The organism is Bacillus sp. 3103sda1 (assembly GCF_024159135.1).
GTDB lineage: Bacteria > Bacillota > Bacilli > Bacillales > Bacillaceae_G > Bacillus_A > Bacillus_A rhizoplanae.
This window is the reverse complement of sequence record NZ_JAMYWS010000001.1, coordinates 2,349,583-2,374,757: the sequence shown is the minus strand read 5'-3', so window position 1 is coordinate 2,374,757 and position 25,175 is coordinate 2,349,583. Positions and strand designations below refer to the sequence as shown.

The window sequence follows — 25,175 nt, the reverse complement described above, 5'->3', positions numbered from 1 at the left end:
TCGATATACTTGGTAGAGTAAAACATATATAGTAAGGAGCAACAATAATGATTCGTGTACGTATTGAAGGAACAGAAGCTGAAGTTATGCAATTTTTAAAAGATATGCCTGAGGTACCTGGATATGAAAAAACACATTCTCGTGAACCCCGGAAAGGAAATAATCCGAAGTATACAAATAGCAAGAGTGTTTTAGCGTATTTAACATATAAGCAAAAAGAACAAATAAAATAATAGACTACAAAATAACCAAGCCAATTTAGGATTGGTTATTTTATTTCGCATGAGAAAGAGAAAAACTACACTTATAGCTTATTAACTTGATGAATAGCCCATGAGAGCATGAATGCAACATGTTCAAGTGTAAATACTGACCTGTTATAAAAATGTTTTAGACGGAGCATCGTTGGTCTAATTAGATTTCCCTATTCCTATTTTTCTACTTTAGTAAAATAAAGATTTAGACTGATGACTAATTTTCTTTCATGAAGAAAATTTTTATTAAAACAAAGTATTAGACTAAATAGTAGATATACGATTTTTATACGGGCAATAAGGACAATTCAGGACCTACATTCACTTAAATCGTGACCCTAATTGGCCCCCCCTAGTAACCCTGTTGATGATAGTTATCGGCAGAGAGGATCAACTTGTAACTGGAAAATGGTGGGTGTTGATTAATAAAATAGCAGTTCGGGATAGTAATAGGTATTATGATGCTGAAGAACTAGAAACGTGGTTTAGAGATTTCTCGGATTGAACTTACAAAGAACCACCTATAAGCTTGATTATGTGAACAAGAAACCCCCTCCAGACCGCTTAGCTGGAGGGCTTTTTTATAAGCTTCTAGTTACATTGACTGCCGATAACTCATGTTATGCCAACTTCACATGTAGACGTTATACAAATAAAATCTTTAATTGCTTCTTATGAAATTATGGTATATATGGTATTTTTTACAAATAAAGTAAATGTGTGATTGATAATGAAAAAATTAAGAAAGCGGAGAGTGAAACATGAAAAGCAGTAAACGAATTCGAAGTCTAGATATTTTACGAGGAGTAGCAATTTTAGGGACCTTAGGAACAAATATTTGGATTTTTGCACATTTAGGGGATTTGAATTATATATTTACCTTTACTCATAACAAGTGGTGGTTATCAGGTGACGCCTTTTTACGAACTTTATTTTTAGCTTTAATTAATGGCAAATTGCTTGGCTTATTAGCCATCATGTTTGGCGTTGGGTTGGAATTAAAATACCAGCAATCGCAACGGTTGAACCGTCCTTGGCCAGGAATATACATATGGATCTCCTTAATTCTACTTCTCGAAGGATTTCTGCACTTTACCTTGGTGCTGGAGTACGACATTTTGATGTCTTATGCAATGACCGCGATTATTGTCTCTCTTATCGTCAAAGTAGGAGAAAAAACGATGCGAATAACGATGATCAGTGCTGCAGTGATTCATGCCTTCTTTATATTAATTGTTTGCTTAGGTGTACTGGGACATCAAGTAAATAGTGAGTCATTTGCAGTACCTCAAGAAGTCACTAAGCTTTATCAAAGTGGATCTTGGTTGAAACAGGTTCAATATCGACTTAACCATTTTTGGGATTTGCGGACAGAAGCAATCTTTGTTATTCCCTTTAATATTTTTCTATTTTTAACAGGTGTTCTGCTGATGAGGAAAGGAGCTTTTGCGAACGATGATAATGGACGGAACATTCGCAAAAAGATGATGAAGATCGGACTGTCTCTTGGTTTACCTCTAAACTTATTGCTGTTTATTCCCGGAGGTTATTTTGATTTTCCAGTAAGGTATGTATTTGCTCCGATTCTGTCGATTGGATACATGGGGGCAATCAGCTTATTGGTTGAAAAATTCCATTCCTTTTCATTATGGAGCTTCCTAGAAAGAGCAGGTAAGATGTCCTTGAGCTGCTATGTATTACAAAATATTTTGTGTTCAGTTCTGTTTTATGGTTGGGGCTTGGGGTTTGGTGGGAACCCCAACTCGTTTACAGTCATTTTTGTTTGGATATTAATCTGTTTGCTGCAGCTACTCTTTGCTACTATATGGTTAGGTTACTTTACCATGGGACCGATGGAAACAGCACGCAAGCATCTAGCTAACTTACTAATAAGAGAAAAAACATCGAGAAAAGATTTGCAGGCATAAGTGTTCTATTTAAAAAAGGTTTTAGACTAAATATCGTTGGTCTAATTTGATTTCTCGATTCTTGTTTTTCTAATTTAATAAAATAAAGATATAGACTAATTGCTAAATGAGCCACTTGTATCTTTGTCATGTATGATTTCCTAGCGAGAAGTCACTCCAAATAACGCTGATTATGTGAATGGAAAGTTCCTTCATTACTTCTGAAGGGACTTTTAAAGGTTTTACGATACTTTATGCTAGCAAAAAGTGCTTTCATGTACAGACAACACCTTTTCAGTCTACAACTATTTTTTAGCAGCCTAATACTTTTTCTATAGTTTAAAACATTTTTTTAATGAAACAAATAAAACGAACACAGAATGCATAAAAGACATATATTATTTTGAAAAGAAAACAACTTCTGTTTGGAATAGGTAAAGGATGTTTATCATGCTTGAAATGAGTTACCAAGGGTTAACAGGTGAAGTAATTACAAGATATGATCGAGAATATGAAGAAGCTAGACAAGAGTGGAATCAAGCAATTCAAAAATTCCCTTTAGTTATTGTGTATTGTTATACAAAATGGGATGTGAGTAATGCGATTATTTGGGCAAGAAAAAATTGCATAGAAATCCGGATTCGATCAGGTGGACATCATTATGAAGGATATTCTATTGGAAATCGTGTTCTTGTTATTGATATAAGTAGAATGCATCGCATGCAATTGAATGAGAATAAGCATACGTTAAAAGTGCAAGGCGGAGTAAAGAATAAGCAAGTCTATGATTTTATTTCTGCGAAAGGGTATCCATTTCCTGGGGGGACTTGTCCGACTGTAGGGATAAGTGGGTACACATTAGGAGGCGGATGGGGATATTTGAGCAGATACCTTGGACTTGGATGTGATAGTTTACTAGAACTGGAATTAATAGATTATACAGGGAGATTGATTATTGCAAACGAAAAGTCTCATAAAGATTTATTTTGGGCAGGCTGCGGAGCTGGTGGTGGGAACTTTGGTGTTGTTGTATCCATGACATTTAAACTCCCAGCAAAAATAGATAAGGTGACTTTAGTTGAAATATATTGGCCAGATGCTTTATTAGAAACACACAGAGAATTTCTGTATAAATGGCAAGAGTGGATAATTAATCTAGATAACAGAATTACGCTTGGTGCCAGTATATATAATTCAGAAACTGAGGAAATGGCGATTTATGGACGAGGAATATTTTATGGTAAGCCAGAAGAAGCAGAAGAAATTTTACAAATGTTAATCAACATAGACGGCGTAAGAATGAATTTAGAATATATAACATTTTTTGAAGCTATTACAAAGTTACAATCATCTTATCCGGAATCAGAGATGTTTAAGTCTACAGGAAGATTTGTGTATCAGGATTATGACGAACAGGAGATTAATGCCATTGTTGACCTCATTCAAGAGAGAGCAGCAGGAAGTATTTTTGCAGCAGTAAGTCTATATGCACTTGGTGGAAAAGTAAAAGAGGTGCCTAAAGAAGCAACAGCATTTTATTATCGAGATGCCAAGTATATAATGGGGATTCAAACTATATGGGAGGATGCAAAATTTGCAAAAGATAATATCAATTGGATGGAACAGAGTTTTAAATATATAGAATCAATAACAGAAGGATCATTTGTGAACTTCCCTTATAGTGGTTTGAAAAATTATGAAGAAGCTTACTATGGCAACAATGCTAAGAAATTACGGAAAGTGAAAGAGAAATATGATCCGTTAAATGTATTCTCGTTTCCACAGGGAGTAACGGAATGTCATTAATAATGATTTAAAACAGAGTTTTCGTTCCAAAAAGTATGTTCAAAAGTCAATATACTAACTATGTAATTTCGTAAAGAAATAGCGACTTCAGTGCATAGTTCTATAAGAATGTAGCATAACTAATGATAAATAATTCCGCATTTGTATCATGTATAACTATATTTATTGTTATAAGGAGGAAATAACTTCATGTCATTCATATGGTCATTAATTGTTGGCGGCATTTTAGGATGGTTTGGTGGCTTACTTATTGGAAAAGATATCCCTGGTGGTATTATTGGTAATATAATTGCCGGCATCATCGGCTCTTGGATTGGTACAGCTTTATTTGGAAAATTTGGTCCAGTTATTGGTGGTTTTTACATTGTACCAGCTTTAATTGGTGCCCTTATACTTATCTTTATCGCTAGCTTTATACTTCGCATGATAAAAAAATAAAACAAAAGGATTGTTTACTTTCGTAAACAGTCCTTTTTCGTTAATTTTGTGTAATGTTAATAAATCTGTTATGCTAGGGATATACCATTTGGAGGTGTCAACATGAAAAAATTTACAGTTAATTTTCATCAAGAAGATAATGCACAAGCAACAACTGTTTATAAGTTAAATGAAGATGACTTTAACAAAGCAACAGAAGGCGGAACTCGTCATCTGTTTGATTTAGATACAAATGTTGGCTTTTTTGTATTCTTTGATGCAGAAGATGCAGAAGGTAATGAGCAATATTTAATGCTCCAATATGAAGGTGATCAAGAAGAACCAATCGCTTGCTACGGTTTCGATTTAAAGCTGTTTTATGAATTTGTAGCACTGTATTTAAATGATCTTGAATTCCAAGGTGAAACAGATGAAGAAGAGGAAGAATACGGTCCAATTCATCATTTAGCGCACTTGCTGTATCATATTGTAGAAGATGGAAAAGAGATTGAAGCTTAATTACATAAAAAAGGCTGTTCCTTATGCGGACAGCCTTTTTGTTTTGTCTTGTTTAAGAATATAATTTATAAAGAAATATTGGCCGGTGCCACCAATAATAAGAAATACGGCACAAATATTAAATAAGAAACTCCCGCTAAAATGTTGTAATAATAACGCTCCAGCTGCGGGACCAAGCATTCGTGAAATATCCCAATGCGTACCGTAAATAGAGAAATAAATCCCTCGCATATGTTCCGGTGCTAATTCTGAAACAAAACGTAACAAATAATTTAAAGCTATACTTTCTCCAGTTGTTAAAATTAGTAGTGTGAAAAATAGTAACCATAGTGTATGGGAGTAGGCGTAACCAATCGCAGAAATCGTATAGCAAATATAAGAAATAACAATAATTTTTTGCATAGAAAATTTCTCCGCCCATTTTACGACTCCTACTTGCAAAACGATCTCCATAATCCCTTTACATGTAGCCATAAAGGTAAAAACAAACATAAAATTAGTGAATAATTCCTTTTCAGCATAAAGACGATAACTCGTTTCCATTTGTGCGTAGAAAAAACTAATAGGCAGCATAAAAACCATAAGTACAAACACGCTATAATGTTGTGAAAGAAAATGTTTCCATTTCACAGGCGTGTTTTTTGATTCATTATGTTGAAGAAGTGGAGCTGTCTCTGGGAGCTGCGTCCATACAATAAACGAATAGAGAAATAAGGCAGCAGCCTCTAAGATAAAAAGAATGGTCGGATCATCTTTGTAGAATAGATATCCAATTGCTGGACCAATGATGGCTCCGATGGCTCCAACTGTTTGAATGAGAGCAAATACTTCAGCTTGCTTTTCTTTCTCTGTCACATCAGCAATTTGTGCGCGTTGTGCAGGGATATAGAGAGAACGGCCTAGACCATTCATAATGTAGAAGAGAGCAAAAGGTATAACGGATTCCGCAAAAATGAAGCCAACCATAGCGCATGCTTGTAAAAGTAGTCCAATTAGAATAATTATTTTTCGTCCAAATCGATCTGTAATGCTGCCGCCAAAAAGTGTAAAGACAATTTCGCTAAGCGGTTGTAATCCAAAAAGTAACATAGTAAACAAGGCGTTTCCGTTTAATGCTTTGTTTACATATATAATAAAAATGAGTGCGAGCATTGCTCCAGTTGTACTCGTTACCAGTTCTCCAAATAACCGAATCCATATAGGTTTACTATAACATTTTACGAATGTCATCATTTCATTCTCTCCTTTCTATATGGAAATTCTATGATGGAAAGGAAAGAGGAAAAAGAGTAGAATGAAGCAAAGAAATTTTTCATCTTTTAGGGGGGCATGTATGATAATTTTGGATCATTACATACGGCTTTGGCTGCAGCATGCCAAAGGAAAAGAACTTGGTGAAAACATAGAAATATCTCTGCAAGACATTTCAAAATCATTATATTGTACAGATCGAAATAGTAAATTCACAATAAAAAAACTAGAAGAAATGCAATGGATTAGTTGGTCTCCAGGACGCGGAAGGGGAAATCGGTCTAAGCTTGCTTTTCTACAAGAACCTGAAGCACTTATTTACGAAAGAGGAAAAAAGCTTGTAAAACAAGGAGAAGTTAAAAATGGAAAAGCCTTCATTCAAACATATGCAGAGTATTTTCCGTACATATTAAAACAATTTCAAACATGGATTGACACACTTTTTGGATACCATATTGAACAGTCACCTAAAGGAAGAATGGATGTTTTACGATTAAACATGCGTATAAACCCAATTACATGTCTAGATCCTATGTATGTTACGCTTCGCTCTGAATGTCATATTGTTAAGCACGTCTGTGATACGCTCGTTCATTACAATGAAATGACAAATGAAATAGAACCTCGTCTCGCTTTTTATTGGGAATACAATCATATACATAAAATATGGACATTTTATCTTCGTAAAGGAGTGCATTTTCATAATCAAAAGCCGTTTACTGCACACGATGTCAAGTATACGTTCAAACGTTTTTTAAGTACAAAAGACAACCCTCATCTCTGGATGTTGCAAGATATTGAAAAAATACATATTGTAGATGAATATACAATTGAAATTCATTTACAAACAGAAAATGAATTATTTTTACATATTTTAGGCGGAGAACATTGTTCTATTATTCCTGAATTACAGGAGAAGGAGAATGATCAATACATATTAAACGGAACAGGTCCATTCAAACTTCTTAAAAATGATGATGCATTACTTATTTTAGAAGTAAATCATTTGTATTTTCGCGAGCGCCCATTTCTTGATCGTATTGAACTTTGGTATTTCCAAGATATAAGTAGTCATAGTGGTTATGAAGTATTGTTAGGTTCTTTACACCATGATAGAAAGAGCGTTAAAAAAGAAACGTCTCAATTAGAAGCGAACGTAACATACATTACACTCAATACAAAAAAGCAAGGTCCAATGCAACATATAGCCTTTCGGCAAGCTTTAAAACAAATCATCAACGGCGTGCAAATATTAAATGATTTAAAAGGTGAACGTGGAGAAATAGCAACGAATCTGTTATTAGGAAAAACAATCGAAATAAATAAAGAAAGTTCAATTAAAGAGTTACTAGGAATTAGTGGGTATAAAGGAGAAACATTATATTTATATACCTTTCAGGATCAAGATCATGTTGAGGATTCACATTGGATTCAAAGGGAATGTGCCAAGTATGGAATGAAGATAGAAATATCTTTTTTAGATGCACATGAACTTCTTACACCTCACATAATACAAAAAGCGGACTTGATTCATGATAGTGCTACGATAAGTGAACATGCTGAATTAAGTTATTTATATCTATTGCTAACTACAAATAGCTTTCTTCATCAGCATAGCTCCTTCAATTTAAACGAGAAATTAAAACGTGTATTTAAGGAGCAAGATCCGAATGTGCGTATGCGATTTTTAGAGGAAACTGAACAGGAGCTGCTACAACATATTCATGTAATTCCTTTGTACCGAAATTATATGACGATACATACGCATGAGGGAGTGCAAAATGTAGCAATAAACTCCCAGGGCTGGATTAATTTTTATCAAATATGGTTTAAGCATACAAATAACGTAACAAAGTAGTAAAACAAAGTAGTAAAACAAAGTAGTAAAACAAAGTAGTAAAACAAAGTAGTAAAACAAAGTGCCCATAACCCATCATTTCTTCGACCGTCATACGATGAAATGGTGGGTTTATTCATTAGATAGAGCGGATAAAGGTTAAGCATATCAATGATTTTAGTCTATTTTTCATAAAAATGGAATAATGTATCTTTACAGCGTAACAATGTTATGTTACATTGAATAAAAAGAAGGGAGAGCAAAATTTTGAGTCAGGACTTAATTTCGAAAAAAGATTTGTTAGAACTTACTGGAATCTCCTATGGTCAGCTATATAGGTGGAAAAGAAAAAACTTAATACCAGAAGATTGGTTTGTGCGAAAATCAACGTTTACGGGGCAGGAGACGTTTTTTCCTAAGGAAAAGATTTTAGATAGAATCGAAAAAATTCAGACGATGAAAGAAAATTTGTCTCTTGATGATTTGGCGGACATGTTCTCACCAAATGTGAATGAGATTTGTTTAACAAAGGAAGACATTGTACAACGTGGGATTGCTTCAGAATCCGTTGTACGTTTTTTTATAGAGCAAAATCAAGAAATGACTAAATTTCGTTTTGCAAAAATCCTTTTTATTTATATTTTGGAAAAGGTACTTCAGTCTGGAGAGATAAGTCTTGAAGAAGGAAAATTGATGTTACATGTTTTAAATGAGCACTATGAAACGATGAAGAACAAACATGGTGAACTTATTTTTATTCGAAAGTTAGGTATTTCAACATGTTTCTTACTTTCGAGTGTAGAGGATTTATATTTTGATCAGGGTACTAAAATTGTTATACGTTTACCTTTAGTGATTTGTACAGAAGAATTAAAAACAAAGTTGTTATGATGGAGGGAAAGTAGTGAAAACTGATGACTTATTAATTAATGGACATGGAATGTCGAACGGAGGGCAGTTTCGCAATGTACAATTAAACGGAAGAGGGACTGTAAATGGGGATTTAGAATGTGTGGATTTCGAATGTAACGGTTCTGGTCATGTAAATGGAGATATAAAAGCTGAGACAGTAAAAATAAGTGGTTCCGGAAAGATAAATGGAAAAGTAGATGCTCTACAAATGAGCATTGAAGGCAGCGGCAGTATACAACAGGCAGCGGTTGTAAAGAAAATAAAAATTTCCGGTAAAGGAACAGTCGGAGGAAATGTATTTGGTGAGGACATGAATATTCACGGTAAAGCAATCATTGATGGGAATTGTGAAGTAGATACATTCAAATCAGAAGGACAATTTATCGTGGGTGGCTTATTGAGTGCAGATGATATTTTTATTGATATGCACGGTGAATGTAAAGCAAAAGAAATAGGCGGTCAAACGATTAACATAAAATATAGGAAATCCGCTTTAAGTTGGCTCTTCGAAACAATGTTTACTACTCGAATGGAAACAGAGTTAATAGAAGGGGACAATATTATAGTTGAGTATACAAACACGAACACAATTCGAGGTAACAATGTTACGGTTGGACCAAATTGTAAAATTAATCTTATTGAATATAAAGGGGTTTGTCAAATCGATAAAAACGCTAACGTAAAAGAAAGTCGAAAAATTTAAATTTTTAACAGAAAGGGAAAGATAGCATGAAAGAACAGTATAACCTTAGTTTAAATGGTTCTGGTAATTCATCAGGTGGTATCTACAAAAATGTCAAAATTCGCGGAGAAGGAACGATTTTGGATGATATTGATTGCGATGTGTTTAAGACGTATGGAACGAGTGAAGTGCAAGGAAATGTAAAAGCACACATGATTACTGTGTTTGGAGAAACGAAAATTCGTGGAGATTTGGATTCAGAAAATGTGAAAGTTAACGGTAATCTTGAAGTTGGTGGCCCGACAGAAGTGAAACGTACAAAAGTACGAGGGATGTTTGACATTGGTGAAAATTTTACTGGTGAAGAGGTCGATGTAACGGGTGGAATAAATGTGAAAGGTAACTTAGAAGCAGAGAATTTCATATTAAATGGAGGTTTTACAATTACAGGTATGCTGAATGCTGGAAATATTAATATCACTATAAGATATGAGCACAGCAATGTAAAAGAAATAGGAGGCGAGAAAATTACAGTTCGAAAAAAATCATCGTTCTTTCCTTTCTCGAAACACGGAGGATATCTTCACGCCAATATAATCGAGGGAGATGAAATTTATCTTGAATATACAAAAGCTGATGTTGTTCGAGGTAACAATGTTACGATTGGTCCAAAGTGTGAAATCAGTGTGGTAGAATATCACGAAAGTTACAAAAATGCAGATCGATCAATTGTGAAAGAATATAAACAAATATAGTGGTACATTGAAAAACTTGATTTAAGAGCTATTTTTTTCGCGTCTTACCTCAAGATTTAAAGGGAATTTTAATGAAATTGATGAAAAGCACTCCCTTCATATGAAGAGAGTGCTTTTATTTTAATGATTCAGTAACCTAAACTGAAATTATTCTTCAATAATCTCGTATTCTTCATCTGCTAATAATAAAATTTGTAACTTCTTACCTTTATTATGTACTTCGATTACATCATATGTTCCTAAATTTTTCACTTTATTTGCTGAAGCATTTACCATTCCTTCAACAGAGTCGATTAAAATATCTTCTTCAATGTAGGTTTCAGGTAAAGACATATCTTCAGTTTCTAATACACATGCATATAAATTTTGTAAATCAGTAGCTGTTGGGTTTAATTCCTCAACATCAATTATAGTTTTTACTTCATCTACATGCTCTTCTCTTGGTTGATATACTTTAATTTTTGCCATGTTTTATTCTCCTTTATTTCTTAATCTAAGAGGCTATATATTATTATAACGTTTTTTATGAAAAACATGAAATAGTAATATGGCCATAAATGAAAAAACGTTTTTTTTATTTATATTAGAAAAAATTCATTGCTGTTTTTCTTCATGAATACAATATAACAGAAATGTTTTATATAAGATTTTTCGCTTTCTTAATCCATGTATTGCATATATAATTTAAGAGGGACTAATCGAATTTATGTATATTTATAAAAGAATTGAGGTTTAACGAACAATGACAATAAAAATCATTACAGATAGTGCGGCAGATTTACCAAAAGAGTTGCTTCATACTTATGATATAGAGGTAATTCCGCTTCGTGTATATGATGAACAAGAGAATGAATTTTTAGATGGAGTAACACTAGATCCAATAGACTTGCTTCGAAATATGAAAGAAGGGAAAGTATATAGAACATCATTACCTTCTTTAGAAACAATTCAAGAAGTATTCACTACATACGCAAAACAAGATGTAACATGCATTTATTTAGCTTTTACTTCTGAACTTTCTGGTACGTATCAATCTTCTGTTCTTGTAGGAGAAGAAGTAAAAGAAGCCTATCCTAATTTTTCTTTAGACATTATTGATACAAAATGTGCGTCAACTGGCCAAGGACTTGTAGTATTAGAAGCAGCAAAAATGGCACAAAACGGAGCAACAAAAGAGGAAATTTTAAACCGTATCGATTTCATGACGGAACATATGGAACACATATTTACTGTTGCAGACTTACAATATTTAGTTCGTGGTGGACGATTAAGCAAAGTAGCAGGATTTATAGGTGGCTTGTTAAATATTAAACCTATTTTAAATGTAGAAGATGGAAAACTCATTCCACTTGAAAAAATACGTGGCCGGAAGAAAGTGTTTCAGCGTATAGTAGATATTATGGAAACAAGAGGGAAAGATCTTAAAAATCAAACAATTGGAATTTCACACGGTGATGATTTAGAAAGTGTAAACATACTAACAGAAATGATTACTCAAAAATTTGGATGTAAAGTATTTGTAGTAAATTCAATTGGTGCAGCTGTTGGAGCTCATGCTGGTCCGGGAACATTAGCTATATTTTTCTTAAATGAAGTGTAAAAAAGAAAATGTCTCTTAAAATAAGAGGCATTTTCTTTTTTATTATGAAAAATTACTAATTTCCAAACTCTTATATGTTAATTATATTTTATGTGAGGATGGGAAAATCCTGAAAATTTTTTCATGGTATGTGCCGTGATGTTTTTACTTATTTCCAATTTGCTGCAAACAATCGAGCTAATAATGAAAGTTGATACTACTTATTCGTTGAGAACGAATAGTTCTATTCTTTTTCTTTAAAAAGGAAATCAACTTATTAAAGAAATGAACACATTCTCTTTACAGCAAGAAAAAGGGAACATAAGTAGAATTAATAATCGTGGATTTGATGTATTGCACCCAAAGAGCACAAAATCAGTAGAATGCACATATAAAAATACAAAATAAAATATTATAATTATTTCATTAAAAAATAATTATAACCAAATCATCTACTAAACAATAATTATCACGACAAAACATTGAATTTATTATATAATTTTAACATAATAAATATTAATATAATAACGTTTAAATTTTATTTTAAGGGTGTATGTTCATGAAAAATATTGATTTTATTCTTGAAAGCGATGAGGCATTAAAACCATCAGAACGACTTATTTTATTACTATTAGAAAAACATAGAATATTATATACGAATGATTTACTTGTTTTGTCGAATTTATCATATAAAACATTAGTAGACTCTTTAACAACACTTGTTAGGAAATCTTATATAATCAAAGAGAGTGGAAAAGGGCGTAAACAAAATAGATATAGTTTAATATAAAAAGATTATTGTAAACTACAAAACAGGAAGTGCTCACAAAATATGCTCTTCCTGTTTTATAGTTAAAACTCATCCTCATGAATTAAATTCCCTGCATCATGGTCTTTCATTAATCTCTGCTTCAAATAATTTTCTTTTGTTGTACGATCATCTTTATGACCAACAGCTGCTGCGATGATATGTGGTGGTACTTGTTTATAATCATATAAATATTGAACATAAAAATGTCGAAAGAAATGAGGAGTTATTTTTTCATTTTTTGTAAATGATAAATTAGTTTCTTTTATGATTTTGGTGATATATTGAGACAAATAATTTTCTTTATATGCTGTATGATTTTTTGTTTGAAAAATGGTACCACCATGCTTAATACCTAACTCAGTTGGCAAACGGCGACGGATTCGAAAAGCGATTATCCGTTCAAATACAACTTTGTTAATTGGTACAATTCGTTCAGAATCACCTTTCGTATTTACATATAAATAATAACGATTACGCAATGTATCATACTCTAAATCTTCCCACTTCGCATGTGCAACTTCCGCAATACGTAGTCCAGTTGTTGCTAATATTGAAAGCAGAGCATAATTGATAGGATTATTTTTATAATATGACAGCAATTGTTTTACTTCTTCATAAGATAATTCTCTTCTTGGTTTATGTTTTTTCGTTATCGTTGTACTTAGTATGTCAATATATAGAGGCTCTTTAATGTATTCAATTTCATATAACCATTTTAAGAAGGACCGAGTAATTCGTAGTTTTCGACTTATCGTTGCTGGTTTATATGCTTCGTTAGATTGATAGGAGATTGCATCTTCAGCAAGCCACTTTTGATAATTACGAATATGTCGTTTTCTTAAATTTATCCATACTTTACCCACATTGAAATTCTCCACATCCATTTGTAAAAATTCTATATGTTCTCGAATAAAAAAATAAAACTGTGATAAATCTCTAGAATAGAGAAGACGAGATGTGTCTTTTACTCGTTTATTTTTATCAAAATGTGTTTGTCGATTCAAATAATAATATAAAATTTCTTCATCAGAAAAACCCGCATATGAATATGTATGTTCACGTTCATTCTGCTCTTTTCGATCCTCAGCTTGTTTTAAAAAATCTTCATTCCATATTGCAATCGTATTTCCGAATTTTTCTTTACTATTTTTATTGTGTAATAACGAATTATGATTATAAATTGGTAATAAATTAAATTTCATGTCATATCAAATCCTTATGTATTTCTTATGTAGTTTTAATGAAACAAATTAAAGTGTACCTATAATTTATTTTAAAGTGCATTTATATAAAACACAATATTAATTGTAAACTATAGAAAATCACACATTTTCTATGATTTAAAATTGATTTATAAATTTTATTTTTCGTGAGTTGAATTAAAACAATACACATTTTATTTTTAAAATTAAAAGAAATTACATTTGTTTATAATATAATTATAATTTTTTATTTAGCTATGTTATAATGAAATTACATTTTATTTCGTTATTATTTTAAATTATATTTTTATATAAAATATAATTAGATTTAAATAGAAAGGATTTATTTGCATGTACGAGCATACATATGAACAATATATGGATACAAATGAGGTAAAAGAGTATTTACGTATTACAAATTTCACATTTAAAAAATTAATGAAAGAAAATAAATTAACTCCAATTAATAAAGATACTTGGCGATTAGATGGGAGTTTTTTGTTTCAAAGAGAAGAGGTTACTGTATTACAATCACATTTACATACAGAAGGAATCACATTAAACCAAGCAAGTAAACAGTTTCATGTTAGTATGTATCAATTATGTAAATGGATCGAAGAAGGGGAGTTATCCTATACAATTCAAATACATCGAAATAAAGAAACAAAATTTGTACAAGAGGAAGAGGTAAAACAATTAGCTGAAAGATTAGATGACGCCAATGCTCTTTATACATATTCTCGAAAATATAATGTTGTTTTATTTCAAAAATTTATACAAGGAAATACAATTGCTCGTATAACGTCTATTCCTAAAAGAGGAAATATTATAGTAACAGATGAATTTGGAAATGATATGACACTGCAAGAGGCGAAAGAAAGTGGCTTTTTTCCAGCATATCAATTATCAGATAAACCGAGGAGTCATCATCAAAAATTTGTAAAGTTTCGTTTTCTAAAAACACATCATTTACGAAGTGATATTTTTCAGCGAATGGATTACTTATTGCAATATGTATCTCCACGAAATCTTCGAATTTCCGAAGAACACAATTTTTGGATCGTTGAAATTCGCCAATCACTCATTCAAGTTCCTATGCAGTTTCAACAAGAGTGGATTGACTCTCTTATGCCATATATAATAGAAGGAAAATTAGCAAAACGTCTAAATAATAGTATTTACTTAGACAGCAATAGTGTTACGAAAAGCATAGTATTATCTTCATCTGAGTATCAGTCTATCTCAAATATTGTAAATGAAGAAAAGATTTCAATAGAAGAATTTATTACTTCAGCAATTCGAGAAAAATTGGATCGGCATATAATGAAATATTAAAAGACTTATCATGTAGATAAGTCTTTTAATATACAAAAATTTTTAAGGTATCTAAAAAACGGCCTTTCAGATTCCTTTTTTAGAGGGTTTTATATAAGTGGTAATGATATTGTACCTATAATATATGAAATTCTATACAGAGGCTCAAAGAATCCTTAGATTCATTTGGATATATTTAGGTCCTATTTTCCCACATATAGTTTACATAATAATTTTATGTGTTAGAATTTTGAGTGAAAAAGAAAAGGATGTCTTTCTGTAATTTCGTGATATTGTTTAATTTCATTTGTGATTCTTTGTCTTCCTTTTTCACTTGTGTGCCAAGTATCGCGATTAATTTGTCGTTGATCTTGCAGTGGAAGAACATCTAAGATTTTATCTTCCGCAGCATATAGTGAGGCAAGTAATAAAAATCTTCGACAGAAAAAACTTTTTCCAGCAAGTAATACATTCCTTATTTCTTGATTATTGATTATGTTAAACGCACTTTTTATTACACTTTCTACATTAGAAAAATCTCCTGTAATCGGTTGGATTTTCTCATGAGGAACTCCTAGTTGAATTAATACTTCTCTATGATACTCAAATTCATTTGCTTGTAGAAATATATTAAAAATAGAAGGAATGAAAATATGTTTTACAATTTCTTGAGAGCAATGCTTTGCAACAAGTTCATTTAATTCTAGGAAATGACCGGGATGATACAGCATAATGTCTGTTTCTGTAAACAAGTGCTTGCGATCTATAAAAACTAAATCACTAATTATAGAAAAATAGTTCATCATGATAGATTCCTCCTAAAAAAAATAAAGCCCTTTAGAAATTCAATATTGATTGACTAAAATCCTGTATGAAGGTCCGACAAAAATAGTTAATCGCTGTTGTTACAAATCTTTGCGGTAAAAGAGTAAATAACATTTTTTTATAAACATTGATAAAGAAAACATTATGTTATTATTCTGTTAACTCATTTAATATATATTGTGCAGATGCTTACAGTTAGGGGGCAAACGATGAATATTCAAATTGTATTATTTGATGGTTTTGATGAACTAGATGCCATAGGACCATATGAGGTATTAAAACGTGCTAATGAGTTCGGAGCAAATTTCGATGTGAAAATGGTTACATTAAATTTGAATTCGGTGACTGGGTTTTATGGCCTAACAGTCGAAGTGAATGATTTTCTTAGTGAAGACAATTGTCCAGATATTTTAATTGTACCTGGTGGTGGGTGGAATCATCGAGGAGAAAAGGGAGCAAAAATAGAAGCGGATAAAGGTATATTACCTGAATTCATCGCTAAATTTTATCAGCAAGGGGCTGTTATCGCTGGTGTCTGTACGGGCGGAATGTTGATGGCTGTTTCAGGAATTACAGCAGGACGGAAAACCACTATGCATCATCTTGCTAAAAACGAAATGGCATCATACGGATGTGAAGTGCTAAGTGCCAGAATTGTTGATGATCATGATATTATTACAGCAAGAGGAGTAACTTCAGGTGTCGATTTAGCTATATGGCTCATTGAACGCTTTGTAAATTCTGAAGTAGCTTATTCAGTCGAAAGAAGACTAGAGTATGAAAAAAGAGGGACAGTATGGAAAAGGATTTAAATCCTTGAATAAAGAATTGAATTTTTAGGAAAAATCAGCACTTTATAATAAAGTACTGATTTTTTTATTTATAATCTTGAAATTAAATGGTATAATCTCAATAAAAAGTGTAATATTACACTTTATTTGAAGGGAGAGGATAAATTGAAAAGAGGTAAAATAATAATTTCTTTAGCCATATACACTACCTTACTAACTGTATCAGTACATACGTATAAGCAACAACTTACTCAGCCTGTTATAACAGATTCAGGACGATTACTTCCGACAAAGGTTAAACGAATAGAGAGTGTTGACGATGAAAAAAAGCTGCAACAATTGGTTCGAGATGCAAATACTTCAAATGAAAAACTCTCTATTGCTGGGATGCAGCATAGTCAAGGCGGTCATACATATTATCCAAATGGCACTGTTTTAGATCTGAAAAGTTATAATAAAATATTGGAGTTCAATCCGAAGCAAAAAAGAATAAGAGTGCAGAGCGGTGCAACGTGGAATGACATTCAAAAAATTATTAATCCATACGGCCTTGCCATTCAAGTTATGCAATCACAAAATATCTTCACCATCGGTGGTTCTTTAAGTGCAAATGTACACGGAAGGGATATTCGGCATGATGCACTTATAGATACAGTTGATTCATTTCGTTTATTAATGGCAGACGGCGTAATTAAAAATGTAAGTAGAAATGAAAATGCAGAACTATTCTCTTTAGTAATAGGTGGATACGGTCTATTTGGAGTCATTCTAGATGTAACACTAAAGTTAGCAGAAGATGAACTGTACCAAATACGAACTAAAACGTTAGATTATCACCAATATACTTCTTATTTCAAGGAGCATGTTGAGGGTGATGAACAAGTGAGGATGCATTTAGCTCGTATTTCTGTCGCGCCAGATTCATTTTTACGTGAGATGTATGTGACAAATTACGTTCTCGCTACGAATCAAGAGAATCGAGAACAATATATTACTTTAAAAGAAGAAACAAATGTTGTACTTCCAAAGTTTTTTCTTGGATTATCTAGGTACAGCGACTGGGGAAAAACGATGTTTTGGAATATCCAAAAAAAATATTTTGAACGTACGGATGGATCTTATGAAACTCGTAATAATGTAATGCGATCAGATAGTGCATTCATGGAATATGAAAATCCGAATCATACAGAAATTTTACAAGAGTACTTTATTCCTGTTAATCACTTTTCTTCGTATATAGATGACCTCAGAAAAGTATTAGAACAAGAAGAATTAAATCTTCTTAATGTTACTATTCGATATGTGACAAAAAATGATAGTGCAGTTTTGTCATACGCGAAAGAGGATATGTTTGCTCTTGTACTTCTTATCAATCAGGGACGATCTGAAGAAGAAATAGAAAAAACAAAAAAAGTGATACAGAAAATGGTGAATGTTACTTTGCAACATGATGGAAGCTACTATTTGCCATATTATCCTTATACAGAAAAACAACAATTGCAAAAAGCTTACTCACTTACAAACGAATTTTTTCAAAAAAAGAGGGAATACGACCCACAAGAACGGTTTGTTAATCTATTTTACAAGGAGTATGGTCAATGACATATACAAGATTTGTAGTTTCACAAAGTCTCATTATGATGGCAGGAAGTATGGTGTTTCCTTTTTATGTATTACTACTAAGAAACGTTGGCAACAGTTTTTCACAATTTGGCTGGGCATACGGTTTATTTGCGTTAACATCAGCTCTTGTGTACCCTCTGATTGGTAGAATCTCCGATCGATTCGGTGATAGAAAGCTCTTAATCATATATTCTTGGTCAATGGCTGTTTTGATGCTATGTTTTCCAATTGCTACAGATGTTTGGCATGTATATATTTTGCAAATTATGATGGGGTGTTTAGGAGCTGTGCAGAAAAATACAGAAAAAACATCGCTTGTACGAAAGGTAGAACGTCAAGATGCTGGTTATGAAATTGGAAAATATCACATATGGACATCCTTAGGAGCAGCAATAGCTATTATTTTAACAGGATACTTAGTTGATTTTTTAACCATCGGAACTATTTTTTATGTCGCTTCAATTCTATATATGATAAGCGGTATCGTAATTTGGCGGACAAATAATCAAACCACATATAACCGATAACATATGTTATCGGTTATATGTGGTTACATAAAAGTTTAATTTACATTTAAATGCTGTAAAAACAAAGTAGCTGATACGTAACGCTTCGCTAACCTTTGTACATAAGCAGTATGAACAGATAACGTTGCAATAATAATTGCATTTCGAATTGCTTCGCGTTGTTCTTTGTTTATATGTTCAATTTTAGCTGCTAATTGATCAGCTTTTTCTTTAATTGTTTGTTCAATAGTACGAATCGTATTCGTTGTATTGAATTGAACGTAACCTTGTTGATTCAGTTCTTCAAATAAAGAAGAGTAAAAAACATATAATTGAATAGGATTAATTAAATCATCAGTACGATCTGCAGGATCATTCACAATAAGCTTTAACAACTTTCGAATGGACTCAAAATCGAGTGCTGTTTTTAAATCTTCTACAATAAATAATAAGGCTGCTTGTTCAATTGAATATTTTTTTCCTTTTTGCGGAGAACCGATCATTTCTTTTATATCGCGTTTCACCCAGTTTTGCAGTGCTGTAATAGAAAAATTAGTGTTTTCAATTTGATTTCCAAGTGCGACGATTTCATTTAAAGAGAATCCAATATCAATTTCTTCTATTTTAATAAGCTTTTCAAAAATAGGTGCTAGTGCAGTTGTAAGAAAGGCCGTTACACTTTGACCACTCTCAATATCTTCTTTATGCGACTTTGTCCAAGCTTCTTGTAAAATTGCAAGAGGCTTTTTTGTATTCCACCCTCTAAGAGAAAGGAGAAGCATTGCCATTTCGTTTCGTGTGAGATGAAATGTTTCCATCTTTTCACCTCCGATAATATAAAAGTTCTTATGAACTTATATTATGTATTGTTTTATATAAAGTCAATTGTATTCTCGTGATTTTTCTGGTAGTCGAATAAAGTTAATAATCATAAGAAATAACTCTTGATTATTATTACAAAAGTTCATATAATAAGTTCATAAGAACCTTTCTATTAACTTTAAGGTTCATCTATCTTTTTCATAGTTTAAGAGAAGGATAGATACTATATACTTATAGTAGAAGGAGAATGAATATTATATGTTAAAGAAAATCGTTACACTATTGACTGCATTTATGTTTGTCTTCGCCGCTGGTAGTTTTATTTCAGTAGATAGTGCTTATGCAAAAACTTACAAATCTGGTCAAAAATCTTATACTCCAAGTTCAGGCCAAACACAAAAATCAACAGTGGATTTAAAGAAAAAAGATTCTAATGTAAATGCAAATAAAACGACAGGTTCAAAAACAAAAGCAACAAATACAGCACCAAAAAGCAATAAAGGAAGCTTTATGAAAGGTCTTTTAGTTGGTGGTATTGGTGGTTTATTAATGGGTAGCTTATTTGCTAACATGGGAGCTCTTGGTTCTGTATTAGCATTTATGATTAATATGTTCGTAATGGCTGGTATTGTAATGTTAGCGGTTCGCGCATTCAAATATTTTAAAAATCAACGCAAGAAACAGGTGGAAGAAGCAGCATGGAAACGATAAAAATTTCCGAACAAGAGTTGATTAATGCACTCTGTGTATATATTGCACAAAAACGTCAAGTTCCCCCGGAACAAGTACTTGTGGAACTGATGTACGATGACGATTACGGCTTCTCAGCTGAAGTAGAAGTAAATGGACGTCAGCAAATTTTAATTCAGGCAAATTTAATCGAGGCACTTCGCTTATGGCTTGATATGGAATATCATATTAATCCGTTTGCAGCAAGATTACAGCTTGAATTAGATGATGAAGAAGGTATTATCGCTTTGGCGAATTTAAATGATTCATATGAGTAATATAAAAAATAGCTGTTGAGATGTAACTATTCTCAGCAGCTATTTTTTTGCTTTAAAGAGAAAATATACGTTATAAATTGATGGTAATTTAGGATACTGCTGTTTTTCTCGTACATACTAACATAGTACATAAAAAAGGAGGGAATATAATGGATTTTCAGCAACAAGGTTCAACATATCAATCATTACAACATTATAAAGAAGGATTAGGAAAGTTTACGCAGCAAATCCCAGAAATCGCTGAAGCTTACAACGCTTTTACACAAGCTTGCTTCCAGGAAGGAACCTTAACAAAACGAGAAAAGCAGTTAATCGCATTAGGCATTAGTTTAGCTATGCAAGATGAATATTGTACAATTTATCACACAAAAGGTTGTATGGATCAAGGGTGCTCTGATAAGGAAGTACTAGAAGCGTGCGGCGTTGCATCAGCATTTGCTGGCGGCGCTGCAATGAGTCAAGCTGTTACACTTGTACAGGAATGTATGGAAGAATTACACCGACAGAAGCATTGAAAGATCGAAAAACTCCTTCTCATGAAGGAGTTTTTGTTCATTCATGAAAATGAATCATAGGAACTTGTTAATTATGGTGCATGATTTTCATCTAACGACTGAATGAAAGTATCTACTACTTTATTAAAACGGTCTGTTTCTTCTAAGAAAGGGCAATGACAGCTATCTTCGAAAATGATAAGCTGAGAGTTTTTAATATGTTTGTGTAAATGTTCACCTGCTGCAACAGGAATAAGTTTTTCTTCTCTCCCGAAACAAAGTAGAGTAGGAGTGGTAATTTGATCTAAGTAGTGTCGATAGTCCACAACAGATTGGTCAAATAAAACAGCACTTGCTATAGACTCCGGAATAGTTGTCACTTCTTTTAACATCCACTCAAAATCTTCTTCAGAAAGAGGTTTTTTGAACATTAATGGTATAAATCCTTTCAAAAAACCAACTCGATCCATTTGAATTTCTCGCATTATATGAATAAGAGCAGGGAAATCAAAAGCTCCAATCGGAAAATCGGGCCATTTAAAATCCGAAGCTAGTTCATCTACGATAACAGAAGCTTTCACGTTACTTTCTCCGAACTGTTTCAAATATTCCCAAACAATAAATGCCCCCATAGACCAACCAACTAATACAACGTTCTCAAGAGATAATTTTTCAATAAAAGCATGTAAATCACGTGCATAGTTTGCAATGGTATGCCCATATTGTGCGTGAGAAGAACGGCCATGACTTCGCAAGTCCAGTGAAATCGCGCGGTAGTTTTCACTAAAATAAGGAAGTTGTTTATGGAAAAAGCGACTGCTCATCCAAACCCCATGTACGAATATAATCGGCGTTCCTTGACCTTGATCTTTATAATATATATTCACATCATTATCAAGTTTTATATAAGGCATGTACATAAACCTCCTTTTCACAGAAAAAATAAGTTTATATATTCAAAAATATGCTTTATTTCAGTTATGTATTCAAAGCTTCTTATGATAATTCAATATCATCTTTGGTATTTGAACAGAATAATTTTACACATTGGCACAGAAATCTTGAATTTACATGTAAATTCAAAAGAAAGCTTGATTATTTATAAAAAAAATTCGCCTAAAATATTGTCATATTCTGTCCTTTAAGATATCCTTTTGTAGAGAGGTGAAATCATGGAAAAAGTACTTATTTTCGGGCATAAAAACCCAGATACAGATGCAATTTGTTCTGCAATTGCATATGCAGAACTAAAAAAAGAATTAGGAATGAATGTTGAGCCTGTTCGTTTAGGCGAAATTAGCGGTGAAACACAATTTGCTTTAGATCATTTTAAAGTAGAAGGACCACGTTTTGTTGAGACAGTAGCAAACGAAGTGGACAACGTTATTTTAGTTGACCATAACGAGCGTCAACAAAGTGCTAATGATATCGAATCTGTTCGTGTATTAGAGGTAATCGACCATCACCGTATTGCTAACTTTGAAACAAGCGATCCTTTATACTACCGTTGCGAGCCAGTTGGTTGTACAGCTACAATTTTAAATAAAATGTACAAAGAAAACGGCGTTGCAATTCGTAAAGAAGTTGCAGGATTAATGTTATCTGCAATCATTTCAGATTCTTTATTATTTAAATCTCCAACTTGCACAGATCAAGACGTAGCAGCAGCTCGTGAACTAGCAGAAATCGCTGGTGTTGATTCTGAAACATACGGCTTAGAAATGTTAAAAGCTGGTGCAGATTTAAGTGGTAAAACAATGGAGCAATTAATTTCCCTTGATGCGAAAGAGTTCCAAATGGGCGATGCAAAAGTTGAAATTGCACAAGTAAATGCTGTTGACACAAACGACGTTCTTGCACACCAAGCAGAATTAGAAAAAGTAATCTCTGCAGTAGTAGAAGAGAAAGGTTTAGACCTATTCTTATTCGTTGTAACAGATATCTTAACAAATGATTCTGTTGGCCTTGCAATTGGTAAAGCAGCACAAGTTGTTGAGAAAGCATACAACGTAACATTAGAAAATAACACAGCTACTTTAAAAGGTGTTGTGTCTCGTAAAAAACAAATCGTTCCTGTTTTAACAGAAACATTCCAAACTCTATAAGAGAAGCTTTGGACGAAAAGGAAAGAACAAGCCGATATACAGTCTGCTTGTTCTTTTTTTGTTTTTAGGAAGCATAAAAATTCGGATATTAAGGTCTGTTACTTTAATGTTTCATATTGGAAAGATGAAAATTGGGTAGGAAGAAGAGAAAAACCTGATGTTTTTATCTGTGAATGAAAAATGCTATGATTTTATTGCAAATTACTATTTCATATTTTAAAAGTAATAATGAAAAAATGCAGCAGATTATATAGGATCGAAAGAGAAAAGAGGTAAGAAGGTAACAATGAAAAGATTATGCATCATTCCATGTGGGAAAAAGAAGATTTGGGATAAGTACCCTGATGAGGGGCCGACAGAAGCAAGAGAAGTGTACATTAGTCCATTCGGAAAAGCGTGCCAAGCGTATGCTTCTCAATTTTTTACACACTGGGTAATTTTATCCGCAAAGCATGGATTTTTACTGCCAACTGATATAGTGAAAGAAAACTATGATCTTGCTTTTAATTCGAAAAGTAGTGAGATTATTAATATAGAGCAACTAAAAAAACAGATGATGGATAAAGACTTGCTAGACTTTGATGAAATTGTTCTGCTTGCAGGCAAGAAGCATAAAAAAGTAGTGACAAAGCTATATCCAGAAGAGATTATTTCTTATCCATTAGAAGGCTGTAAGGGGATTGGATATATGTTGCAGAGGCTCAAGAAGGCGGTTGAAAATCATAACGAGATTCAGTAACAGTTAAAAGAATTTGATTTATGAGGGAGATTAATAATTAGTTATTGAAAAATAAAGGGGCATTAGGGATCCCCCTTTATTTTAAAGAGAATTTTCATTAAGATCATAACTATATAAATCCATTTTAATGTTCCAACACATATGTCACTGCTATACAAAACACAATATGCCCTGCACTCGCTTGCTCCTTTTGTTTAAAACATGGCATGTGGCAGAAAAGGGCCCTGACCGCTCCTACGCACGGCCAGTCGCTCACGCCCTCTCATAAAAAGAAGAGCGATTTTATGTTTTGTATATATATAAATGTTAGTTATAGTTTACTACTTGCTTCATAAGGTTTCTTATCTCTTTAACTGGTGGTTTTTTATCGTATATATCAATATGTGAAGAATAATAATTTAAATTTCTAACAAGACCTTTTCCGATTTTTTCCTTTAGGAAAGGAAATACTTGTCCAGTGTAGTCTTCGAGAGATTTACAATAGTATTTTTCATCCAAATAAATGCTATATTTACATGTTAGCTCTACTAGTGGATTACCTTCAGAATCATATACATCTTTAGATTCAATAATGTCTATTAGTGCAAATCTATCATTAAGATAAACTTTTTTCTTCTTTTTAGGCTTATTAGAAAGAATAAAAGCGATACCTATTGCGTTAATCAAGATGTTGCCTCCTATAAATATAAAGTGAAACTTTAATCAGCCCTCATTACGGGCAGCACATCTCCCAACTAATTTCTTTGCCTTTGCTGAATTTTGAGGTGGGGGTCTTACTGCCTATTAATACGGTATAAAAAAAGATACTAATAAAATATATCGATATGTGTTAAATGTAAAGGGATAAGGTGGATTTAGATAACAATGGAAATAATCATATCAAATAGCGAATGATAATTTTGATATTAGTCATTTTTTTATTAATATTATTGCTAAAAATGGTTTTCTCTAGCTTTACATGAGTTGTTAATAATTATTCGTAAGCATGCGAAGTGTTGGAGAGAAGTAGAGAGTACA

Annotated in this window: 27 protein-coding genes; 20 read left to right on the top strand and 7 right to left on the bottom strand. The window is 32.6% G+C overall.

Features of this window, described 5'->3' with window-relative positions:
• Nucleotides 1–47: 47 nt before the first annotated feature.
• From NKR74_RS11765 to NKR74_RS11745, 5 genes are all read left to right on the top strand, one after another.
• Nucleotides 48–233 (top strand): DUF3970 family protein, encoded by a 186-nt coding sequence (locus NKR74_RS11765; protein WP_098308589.1) that lies wholly within the window; start codon nt 48–50, stop codon nt 231–233.
• Nucleotides 234–1,015: 782 nt separating this feature from the next.
• On the top strand, nt 1,016–2,182 hold the full coding sequence (locus NKR74_RS11760; RefSeq protein ID WP_253629663.1) for a DUF418 domain-containing protein: 1,167 nt from the start codon (nt 1,016–1,018) through the stop codon (nt 2,180–2,182).
• 429 nt (nt 2,183–2,611) lie between these two features.
• Nucleotides 2,612–3,967: an FAD-binding oxidoreductase gene (locus NKR74_RS11755; protein WP_253629662.1), complete on the top strand. Its 1,356-nt coding sequence runs from the start codon at nt 2,612–2,614 to the stop codon at nt 3,965–3,967.
• A 189-nt stretch (nt 3,968–4,156) separates the two neighbouring features.
• Nucleotides 4,157–4,405 carry a GlsB/YeaQ/YmgE family stress response membrane protein gene (locus NKR74_RS11750; RefSeq protein WP_098311375.1) on the top strand — a complete coding sequence of 83 codons (249 nt, stop codon included), beginning with the start codon at nt 4,157–4,159 and terminating at the stop codon, nt 4,403–4,405.
• A gap of 102 nt (nt 4,406–4,507) precedes the next feature.
• On the top strand, nt 4,508–4,903 hold the full coding sequence (locus NKR74_RS11745) for a cytosolic protein (RefSeq protein ID WP_253629661.1): 396 nt from the start codon (nt 4,508–4,510) through the stop codon (nt 4,901–4,903).
• Between the two features lie 21 nt (nt 4,904–4,924).
• Here NKR74_RS11745 and NKR74_RS11740 read toward each other — a convergent pair whose 3' ends face one another.
• Entirely contained in the window at nt 4,925–6,136 is a 1,212-nt protein-coding gene (locus tag NKR74_RS11740) for an MDR family MFS transporter (RefSeq protein ID WP_253629660.1), read from the bottom strand.
• Between the two features lie 100 nt (nt 6,137–6,236).
• Here NKR74_RS11740 and NKR74_RS11735 point away from each other — a divergent pair, with 100 nt between their 5' ends.
• From NKR74_RS11735 to NKR74_RS11720, 4 genes are all read left to right on the top strand, one after another.
• Complete coding sequence (locus NKR74_RS11735) at nt 6,237–8,012, top strand: SgrR family transcriptional regulator (RefSeq protein WP_253629659.1); 1,776 nt, start codon at nt 6,237–6,239, stop codon at nt 8,010–8,012.
• A gap of 246 nt (nt 8,013–8,258) precedes the next feature.
• The gene (locus tag NKR74_RS11730; RefSeq protein ID WP_098311371.1) at nt 8,259–8,882 is read left to right on the top strand and encodes a YhbD family protein; all 624 of its coding nucleotides are present in this window, start codon (nt 8,259–8,261) and stop codon (nt 8,880–8,882) included.
• 13 nt (nt 8,883–8,895) lie between these two features.
• Nucleotides 8,896–9,606: a polymer-forming cytoskeletal protein gene (locus NKR74_RS11725; RefSeq protein ID WP_253629658.1), complete on the top strand. Its 711-nt coding sequence runs from the start codon at nt 8,896–8,898 to the stop codon at nt 9,604–9,606.
• A gap of 26 nt (nt 9,607–9,632) precedes the next feature.
• Nucleotides 9,633–10,340 carry a cytoplasmic protein gene (locus tag NKR74_RS11720; protein ID WP_098311369.1) on the top strand — a complete coding sequence of 236 codons (708 nt, stop codon included), beginning with the start codon at nt 9,633–9,635 and terminating at the stop codon, nt 10,338–10,340.
• Nucleotides 10,341–10,487: 147 nt separating this feature from the next.
• Here the strand turns inward: NKR74_RS11720 and NKR74_RS11715 are convergent, their stop codons facing one another.
• Nucleotides 10,488–10,808 carry a hypothetical protein gene (locus tag NKR74_RS11715; RefSeq protein ID WP_253629657.1) on the bottom strand — a complete coding sequence of 107 codons (321 nt, stop codon included), beginning with the start codon at nt 10,806–10,808 and terminating at the stop codon, nt 10,488–10,490.
• Nucleotides 10,809–11,082: 274 nt separating this feature from the next.
• On the opposite strand from NKR74_RS11715, the gene NKR74_RS11710 reads away from it, so the two are divergent.
• Both NKR74_RS11710 and NKR74_RS11705 read left to right on the top strand, forming a co-directional pair.
• The gene (locus NKR74_RS11710) at nt 11,083–11,940 is read left to right on the top strand and encodes a DegV family protein (RefSeq protein WP_098311367.1); all 858 of its coding nucleotides are present in this window, start codon (nt 11,083–11,085) and stop codon (nt 11,938–11,940) included.
• 538 nt (nt 11,941–12,478) lie between these two features.
• A complete protein-coding gene (locus tag NKR74_RS11705; protein ID WP_098311366.1) occupies nt 12,479–12,709 on the top strand; it encodes a hypothetical protein in 231 nt (76 codons plus the stop codon).
• 62 nt (nt 12,710–12,771) lie between these two features.
• Here the strand turns inward: NKR74_RS11705 and NKR74_RS11700 are convergent, their stop codons facing one another.
• Entirely contained in the window at nt 12,772–13,932 is a 1,161-nt protein-coding gene (locus tag NKR74_RS11700; protein WP_253629656.1) for a tyrosine-type recombinase/integrase, read from the bottom strand.
• A 351-nt stretch (nt 13,933–14,283) separates the two neighbouring features.
• Here NKR74_RS11700 and NKR74_RS11695 point away from each other — a divergent pair, with 351 nt between their 5' ends.
• A complete protein-coding gene (locus NKR74_RS11695) occupies nt 14,284–15,267 on the top strand; it encodes a DNA-binding protein (protein WP_098310342.1) in 984 nt (327 codons plus the stop codon).
• Nucleotides 15,268–15,488: 221 nt separating this feature from the next.
• Here the strand turns inward: NKR74_RS11695 and NKR74_RS11690 are convergent, their stop codons facing one another.
• A complete protein-coding gene (locus NKR74_RS11690; protein ID WP_098310341.1) occupies nt 15,489–16,052 on the bottom strand; it encodes a hypothetical protein in 564 nt (187 codons plus the stop codon).
• 228 nt (nt 16,053–16,280) lie between these two features.
• Here NKR74_RS11690 and NKR74_RS11685 point away from each other — a divergent pair, with 228 nt between their 5' ends.
• The 3 genes from NKR74_RS11685 to NKR74_RS11675 all read left to right on the top strand — a co-directional run bounded on the left by NKR74_RS11685 (nt 16,281) and on the right by NKR74_RS11675 (nt 19,012).
• Nucleotides 16,281–16,883: a DJ-1/PfpI family protein gene (locus NKR74_RS11685; RefSeq protein WP_098310340.1), complete on the top strand. Its 603-nt coding sequence runs from the start codon at nt 16,281–16,283 to the stop codon at nt 16,881–16,883.
• Nucleotides 16,884–17,027: 144 nt separating this feature from the next.
• Nucleotides 17,028–18,464, top strand: coding sequence for an FAD-binding oxidoreductase (locus NKR74_RS11680; RefSeq protein ID WP_253629655.1), 1,437 nt, complete (start codon nt 17,028–17,030; stop codon nt 18,462–18,464).
• Nucleotides 18,461–19,012, top strand: coding sequence for an MFS transporter (locus NKR74_RS11675; protein WP_253629654.1), 552 nt, complete (start codon nt 18,461–18,463; stop codon nt 19,010–19,012). The genes NKR74_RS11680 and NKR74_RS11675 overlap by 4 nt, the downstream gene beginning before the upstream one ends.
• 35 nt (nt 19,013–19,047) lie before the next feature.
• Here the strand turns inward: NKR74_RS11675 and NKR74_RS11670 are convergent, their stop codons facing one another.
• A complete protein-coding gene (locus tag NKR74_RS11670) occupies nt 19,048–19,809 on the bottom strand; it encodes a DUF1836 domain-containing protein (RefSeq protein WP_253629653.1) in 762 nt (253 codons plus the stop codon).
• Nucleotides 19,810–20,071: 262 nt separating this feature from the next.
• On the opposite strand from NKR74_RS11670, the gene NKR74_RS11665 reads away from it, so the two are divergent.
• The 3 genes from NKR74_RS11665 (at nt 20,072) to NKR74_RS11655 (ending at nt 21,335) form a co-directional block, all read left to right on the top strand.
• Nucleotides 20,072–20,524: a hypothetical protein gene (locus tag NKR74_RS11665; protein ID WP_253629652.1), complete on the top strand. Its 453-nt coding sequence runs from the start codon at nt 20,072–20,074 to the stop codon at nt 20,522–20,524.
• Nucleotides 20,512–20,820 (top strand): YxcD family protein, encoded by a 309-nt coding sequence (locus NKR74_RS11660; RefSeq protein WP_098310335.1) that lies wholly within the window; start codon nt 20,512–20,514, stop codon nt 20,818–20,820. Before NKR74_RS11665 ends, NKR74_RS11660 begins: the two co-directional genes overlap by 13 nt.
• Nucleotides 20,821–20,969: 149 nt before the next feature.
• Nucleotides 20,970–21,335: a carboxymuconolactone decarboxylase family protein gene (locus NKR74_RS11655; protein WP_098310334.1), complete on the top strand. Its 366-nt coding sequence runs from the start codon at nt 20,970–20,972 to the stop codon at nt 21,333–21,335.
• Nucleotides 21,336–21,406: 71 nt separating this feature from the next.
• On the opposite strand, the gene NKR74_RS11650 is transcribed toward NKR74_RS11655, so the two are convergent.
• The gene (locus tag NKR74_RS11650; protein ID WP_253629651.1) at nt 21,407–22,228 is read right to left on the bottom strand and encodes an alpha/beta fold hydrolase; all 822 of its coding nucleotides are present in this window, start codon (nt 22,226–22,228) and stop codon (nt 21,407–21,409) included.
• 258 nt (nt 22,229–22,486) lie between these two features.
• Here NKR74_RS11650 and ppaC point away from each other — a divergent pair, with 258 nt between their 5' ends.
• Together ppaC and NKR74_RS11640 are read left to right on the top strand one after the other, a co-directional pair.
• Complete coding sequence (gene ppaC, locus NKR74_RS11645; protein WP_253629650.1) at nt 22,487–23,419, top strand: manganese-dependent inorganic pyrophosphatase; 933 nt, start codon at nt 22,487–22,489, stop codon at nt 23,417–23,419.
• Between the two features lie 286 nt (nt 23,420–23,705).
• Entirely contained in the window at nt 23,706–24,158 is a 453-nt protein-coding gene (locus tag NKR74_RS11640; protein ID WP_098310331.1) for a DUF6884 domain-containing protein, read from the top strand.
• A 306-nt stretch (nt 24,159–24,464) separates the two neighbouring features.
• Here NKR74_RS11640 and NKR74_RS11635 read toward each other — a convergent pair whose 3' ends face one another.
• Complete coding sequence (locus NKR74_RS11635) at nt 24,465–24,824, bottom strand: cytoplasmic protein (protein WP_253629649.1); 360 nt, start codon at nt 24,822–24,824, stop codon at nt 24,465–24,467.
• Between the last annotated feature and the right edge of the window lie 351 nt (nt 24,825–25,175).

Excerpts from the sequence above, each read along its gene's own strand:
- NKR74_RS11670 (WP_253629653.1), bottom strand. The coding sequence starts at position 19,809 with ATGGAAACATTTCATCTCACACGAAACGAAATGGCAATGCTTCTCCTT.
- NKR74_RS11675 (WP_253629654.1), top strand. The coding sequence starts at position 18,461 with ATGACATATACAAGATTTGTAGTTTCACAAAGTCTCATTATGATGGCA.
- NKR74_RS11755 (WP_253629662.1), top strand. The coding sequence starts at position 2,612 with ATGCTTGAAATGAGTTACCAAGGGTTAACAGGTGAAGTAATTACAAGA.
- NKR74_RS11735 (WP_253629659.1), top strand. The coding sequence starts at position 6,237 with ATGATAATTTTGGATCATTACATACGGCTTTGGCTGCAGCATGCCAAA.
- NKR74_RS11685 (WP_098310340.1), top strand. The coding sequence starts at position 16,281 with ATGAATATTCAAATTGTATTATTTGATGGTTTTGATGAACTAGATGCC.
- NKR74_RS11760 (WP_253629663.1), top strand. The coding sequence starts at position 1,016 with ATGAAAAGCAGTAAACGAATTCGAAGTCTAGATATTTTACGAGGAGTA.
- NKR74_RS11655 (WP_098310334.1), top strand. The coding sequence starts at position 20,970 with ATGGATTTTCAGCAACAAGGTTCAACATATCAATCATTACAACATTAT.
- NKR74_RS11640 (WP_098310331.1), top strand. The coding sequence starts at position 23,706 with ATGAAAAGATTATGCATCATTCCATGTGGGAAAAAGAAGATTTGGGAT.
- NKR74_RS11660 (WP_098310335.1), top strand. The coding sequence starts at position 20,512 with ATGGAAACGATAAAAATTTCCGAACAAGAGTTGATTAATGCACTCTGT.
- NKR74_RS11710 (WP_098311367.1), top strand. The coding sequence starts at position 11,083 with ATGACAATAAAAATCATTACAGATAGTGCGGCAGATTTACCAAAAGAG.
- NKR74_RS11665 (WP_253629652.1), top strand. The coding sequence starts at position 20,072 with ATGTTAAAGAAAATCGTTACACTATTGACTGCATTTATGTTTGTCTTC.
- NKR74_RS11695 (WP_098310342.1), top strand. The coding sequence starts at position 14,284 with ATGTACGAGCATACATATGAACAATATATGGATACAAATGAGGTAAAA.
- NKR74_RS11765 (WP_098308589.1), top strand. The coding sequence starts at position 48 with ATGATTCGTGTACGTATTGAAGGAACAGAAGCTGAAGTTATGCAATTT.
- NKR74_RS11690 (WP_098310341.1), bottom strand. The coding sequence starts at position 16,052 with ATGATGAACTATTTTTCTATAATTAGTGATTTAGTTTTTATAGATCGC.
- NKR74_RS11740 (WP_253629660.1), bottom strand. The coding sequence starts at position 6,136 with ATGATGACATTCGTAAAATGTTATAGTAAACCTATATGGATTCGGTTA.
- NKR74_RS11720 (WP_098311369.1), top strand. The coding sequence starts at position 9,633 with ATGAAAGAACAGTATAACCTTAGTTTAAATGGTTCTGGTAATTCATCA.
- NKR74_RS11700 (WP_253629656.1), bottom strand. The coding sequence starts at position 13,932 with ATGAAATTTAATTTATTACCAATTTATAATCATAATTCGTTATTACAC.
- NKR74_RS11750 (WP_098311375.1), top strand. The coding sequence starts at position 4,157 with ATGTCATTCATATGGTCATTAATTGTTGGCGGCATTTTAGGATGGTTT.
- NKR74_RS11715 (WP_253629657.1), bottom strand. The coding sequence starts at position 10,808 with ATGGCAAAAATTAAAGTATATCAACCAAGAGAAGAGCATGTAGATGAA.
- NKR74_RS11745 (WP_253629661.1), top strand. The coding sequence starts at position 4,508 with ATGAAAAAATTTACAGTTAATTTTCATCAAGAAGATAATGCACAAGCA.
- ppaC (WP_253629650.1), top strand. The coding sequence starts at position 22,487 with ATGGAAAAAGTACTTATTTTCGGGCATAAAAACCCAGATACAGATGCA.
- NKR74_RS11705 (WP_098311366.1), top strand. The coding sequence starts at position 12,479 with ATGAAAAATATTGATTTTATTCTTGAAAGCGATGAGGCATTAAAACCA.
- NKR74_RS11650 (WP_253629651.1), bottom strand. The coding sequence starts at position 22,228 with ATGCCTTATATAAAACTTGATAATGATGTGAATATATATTATAAAGAT.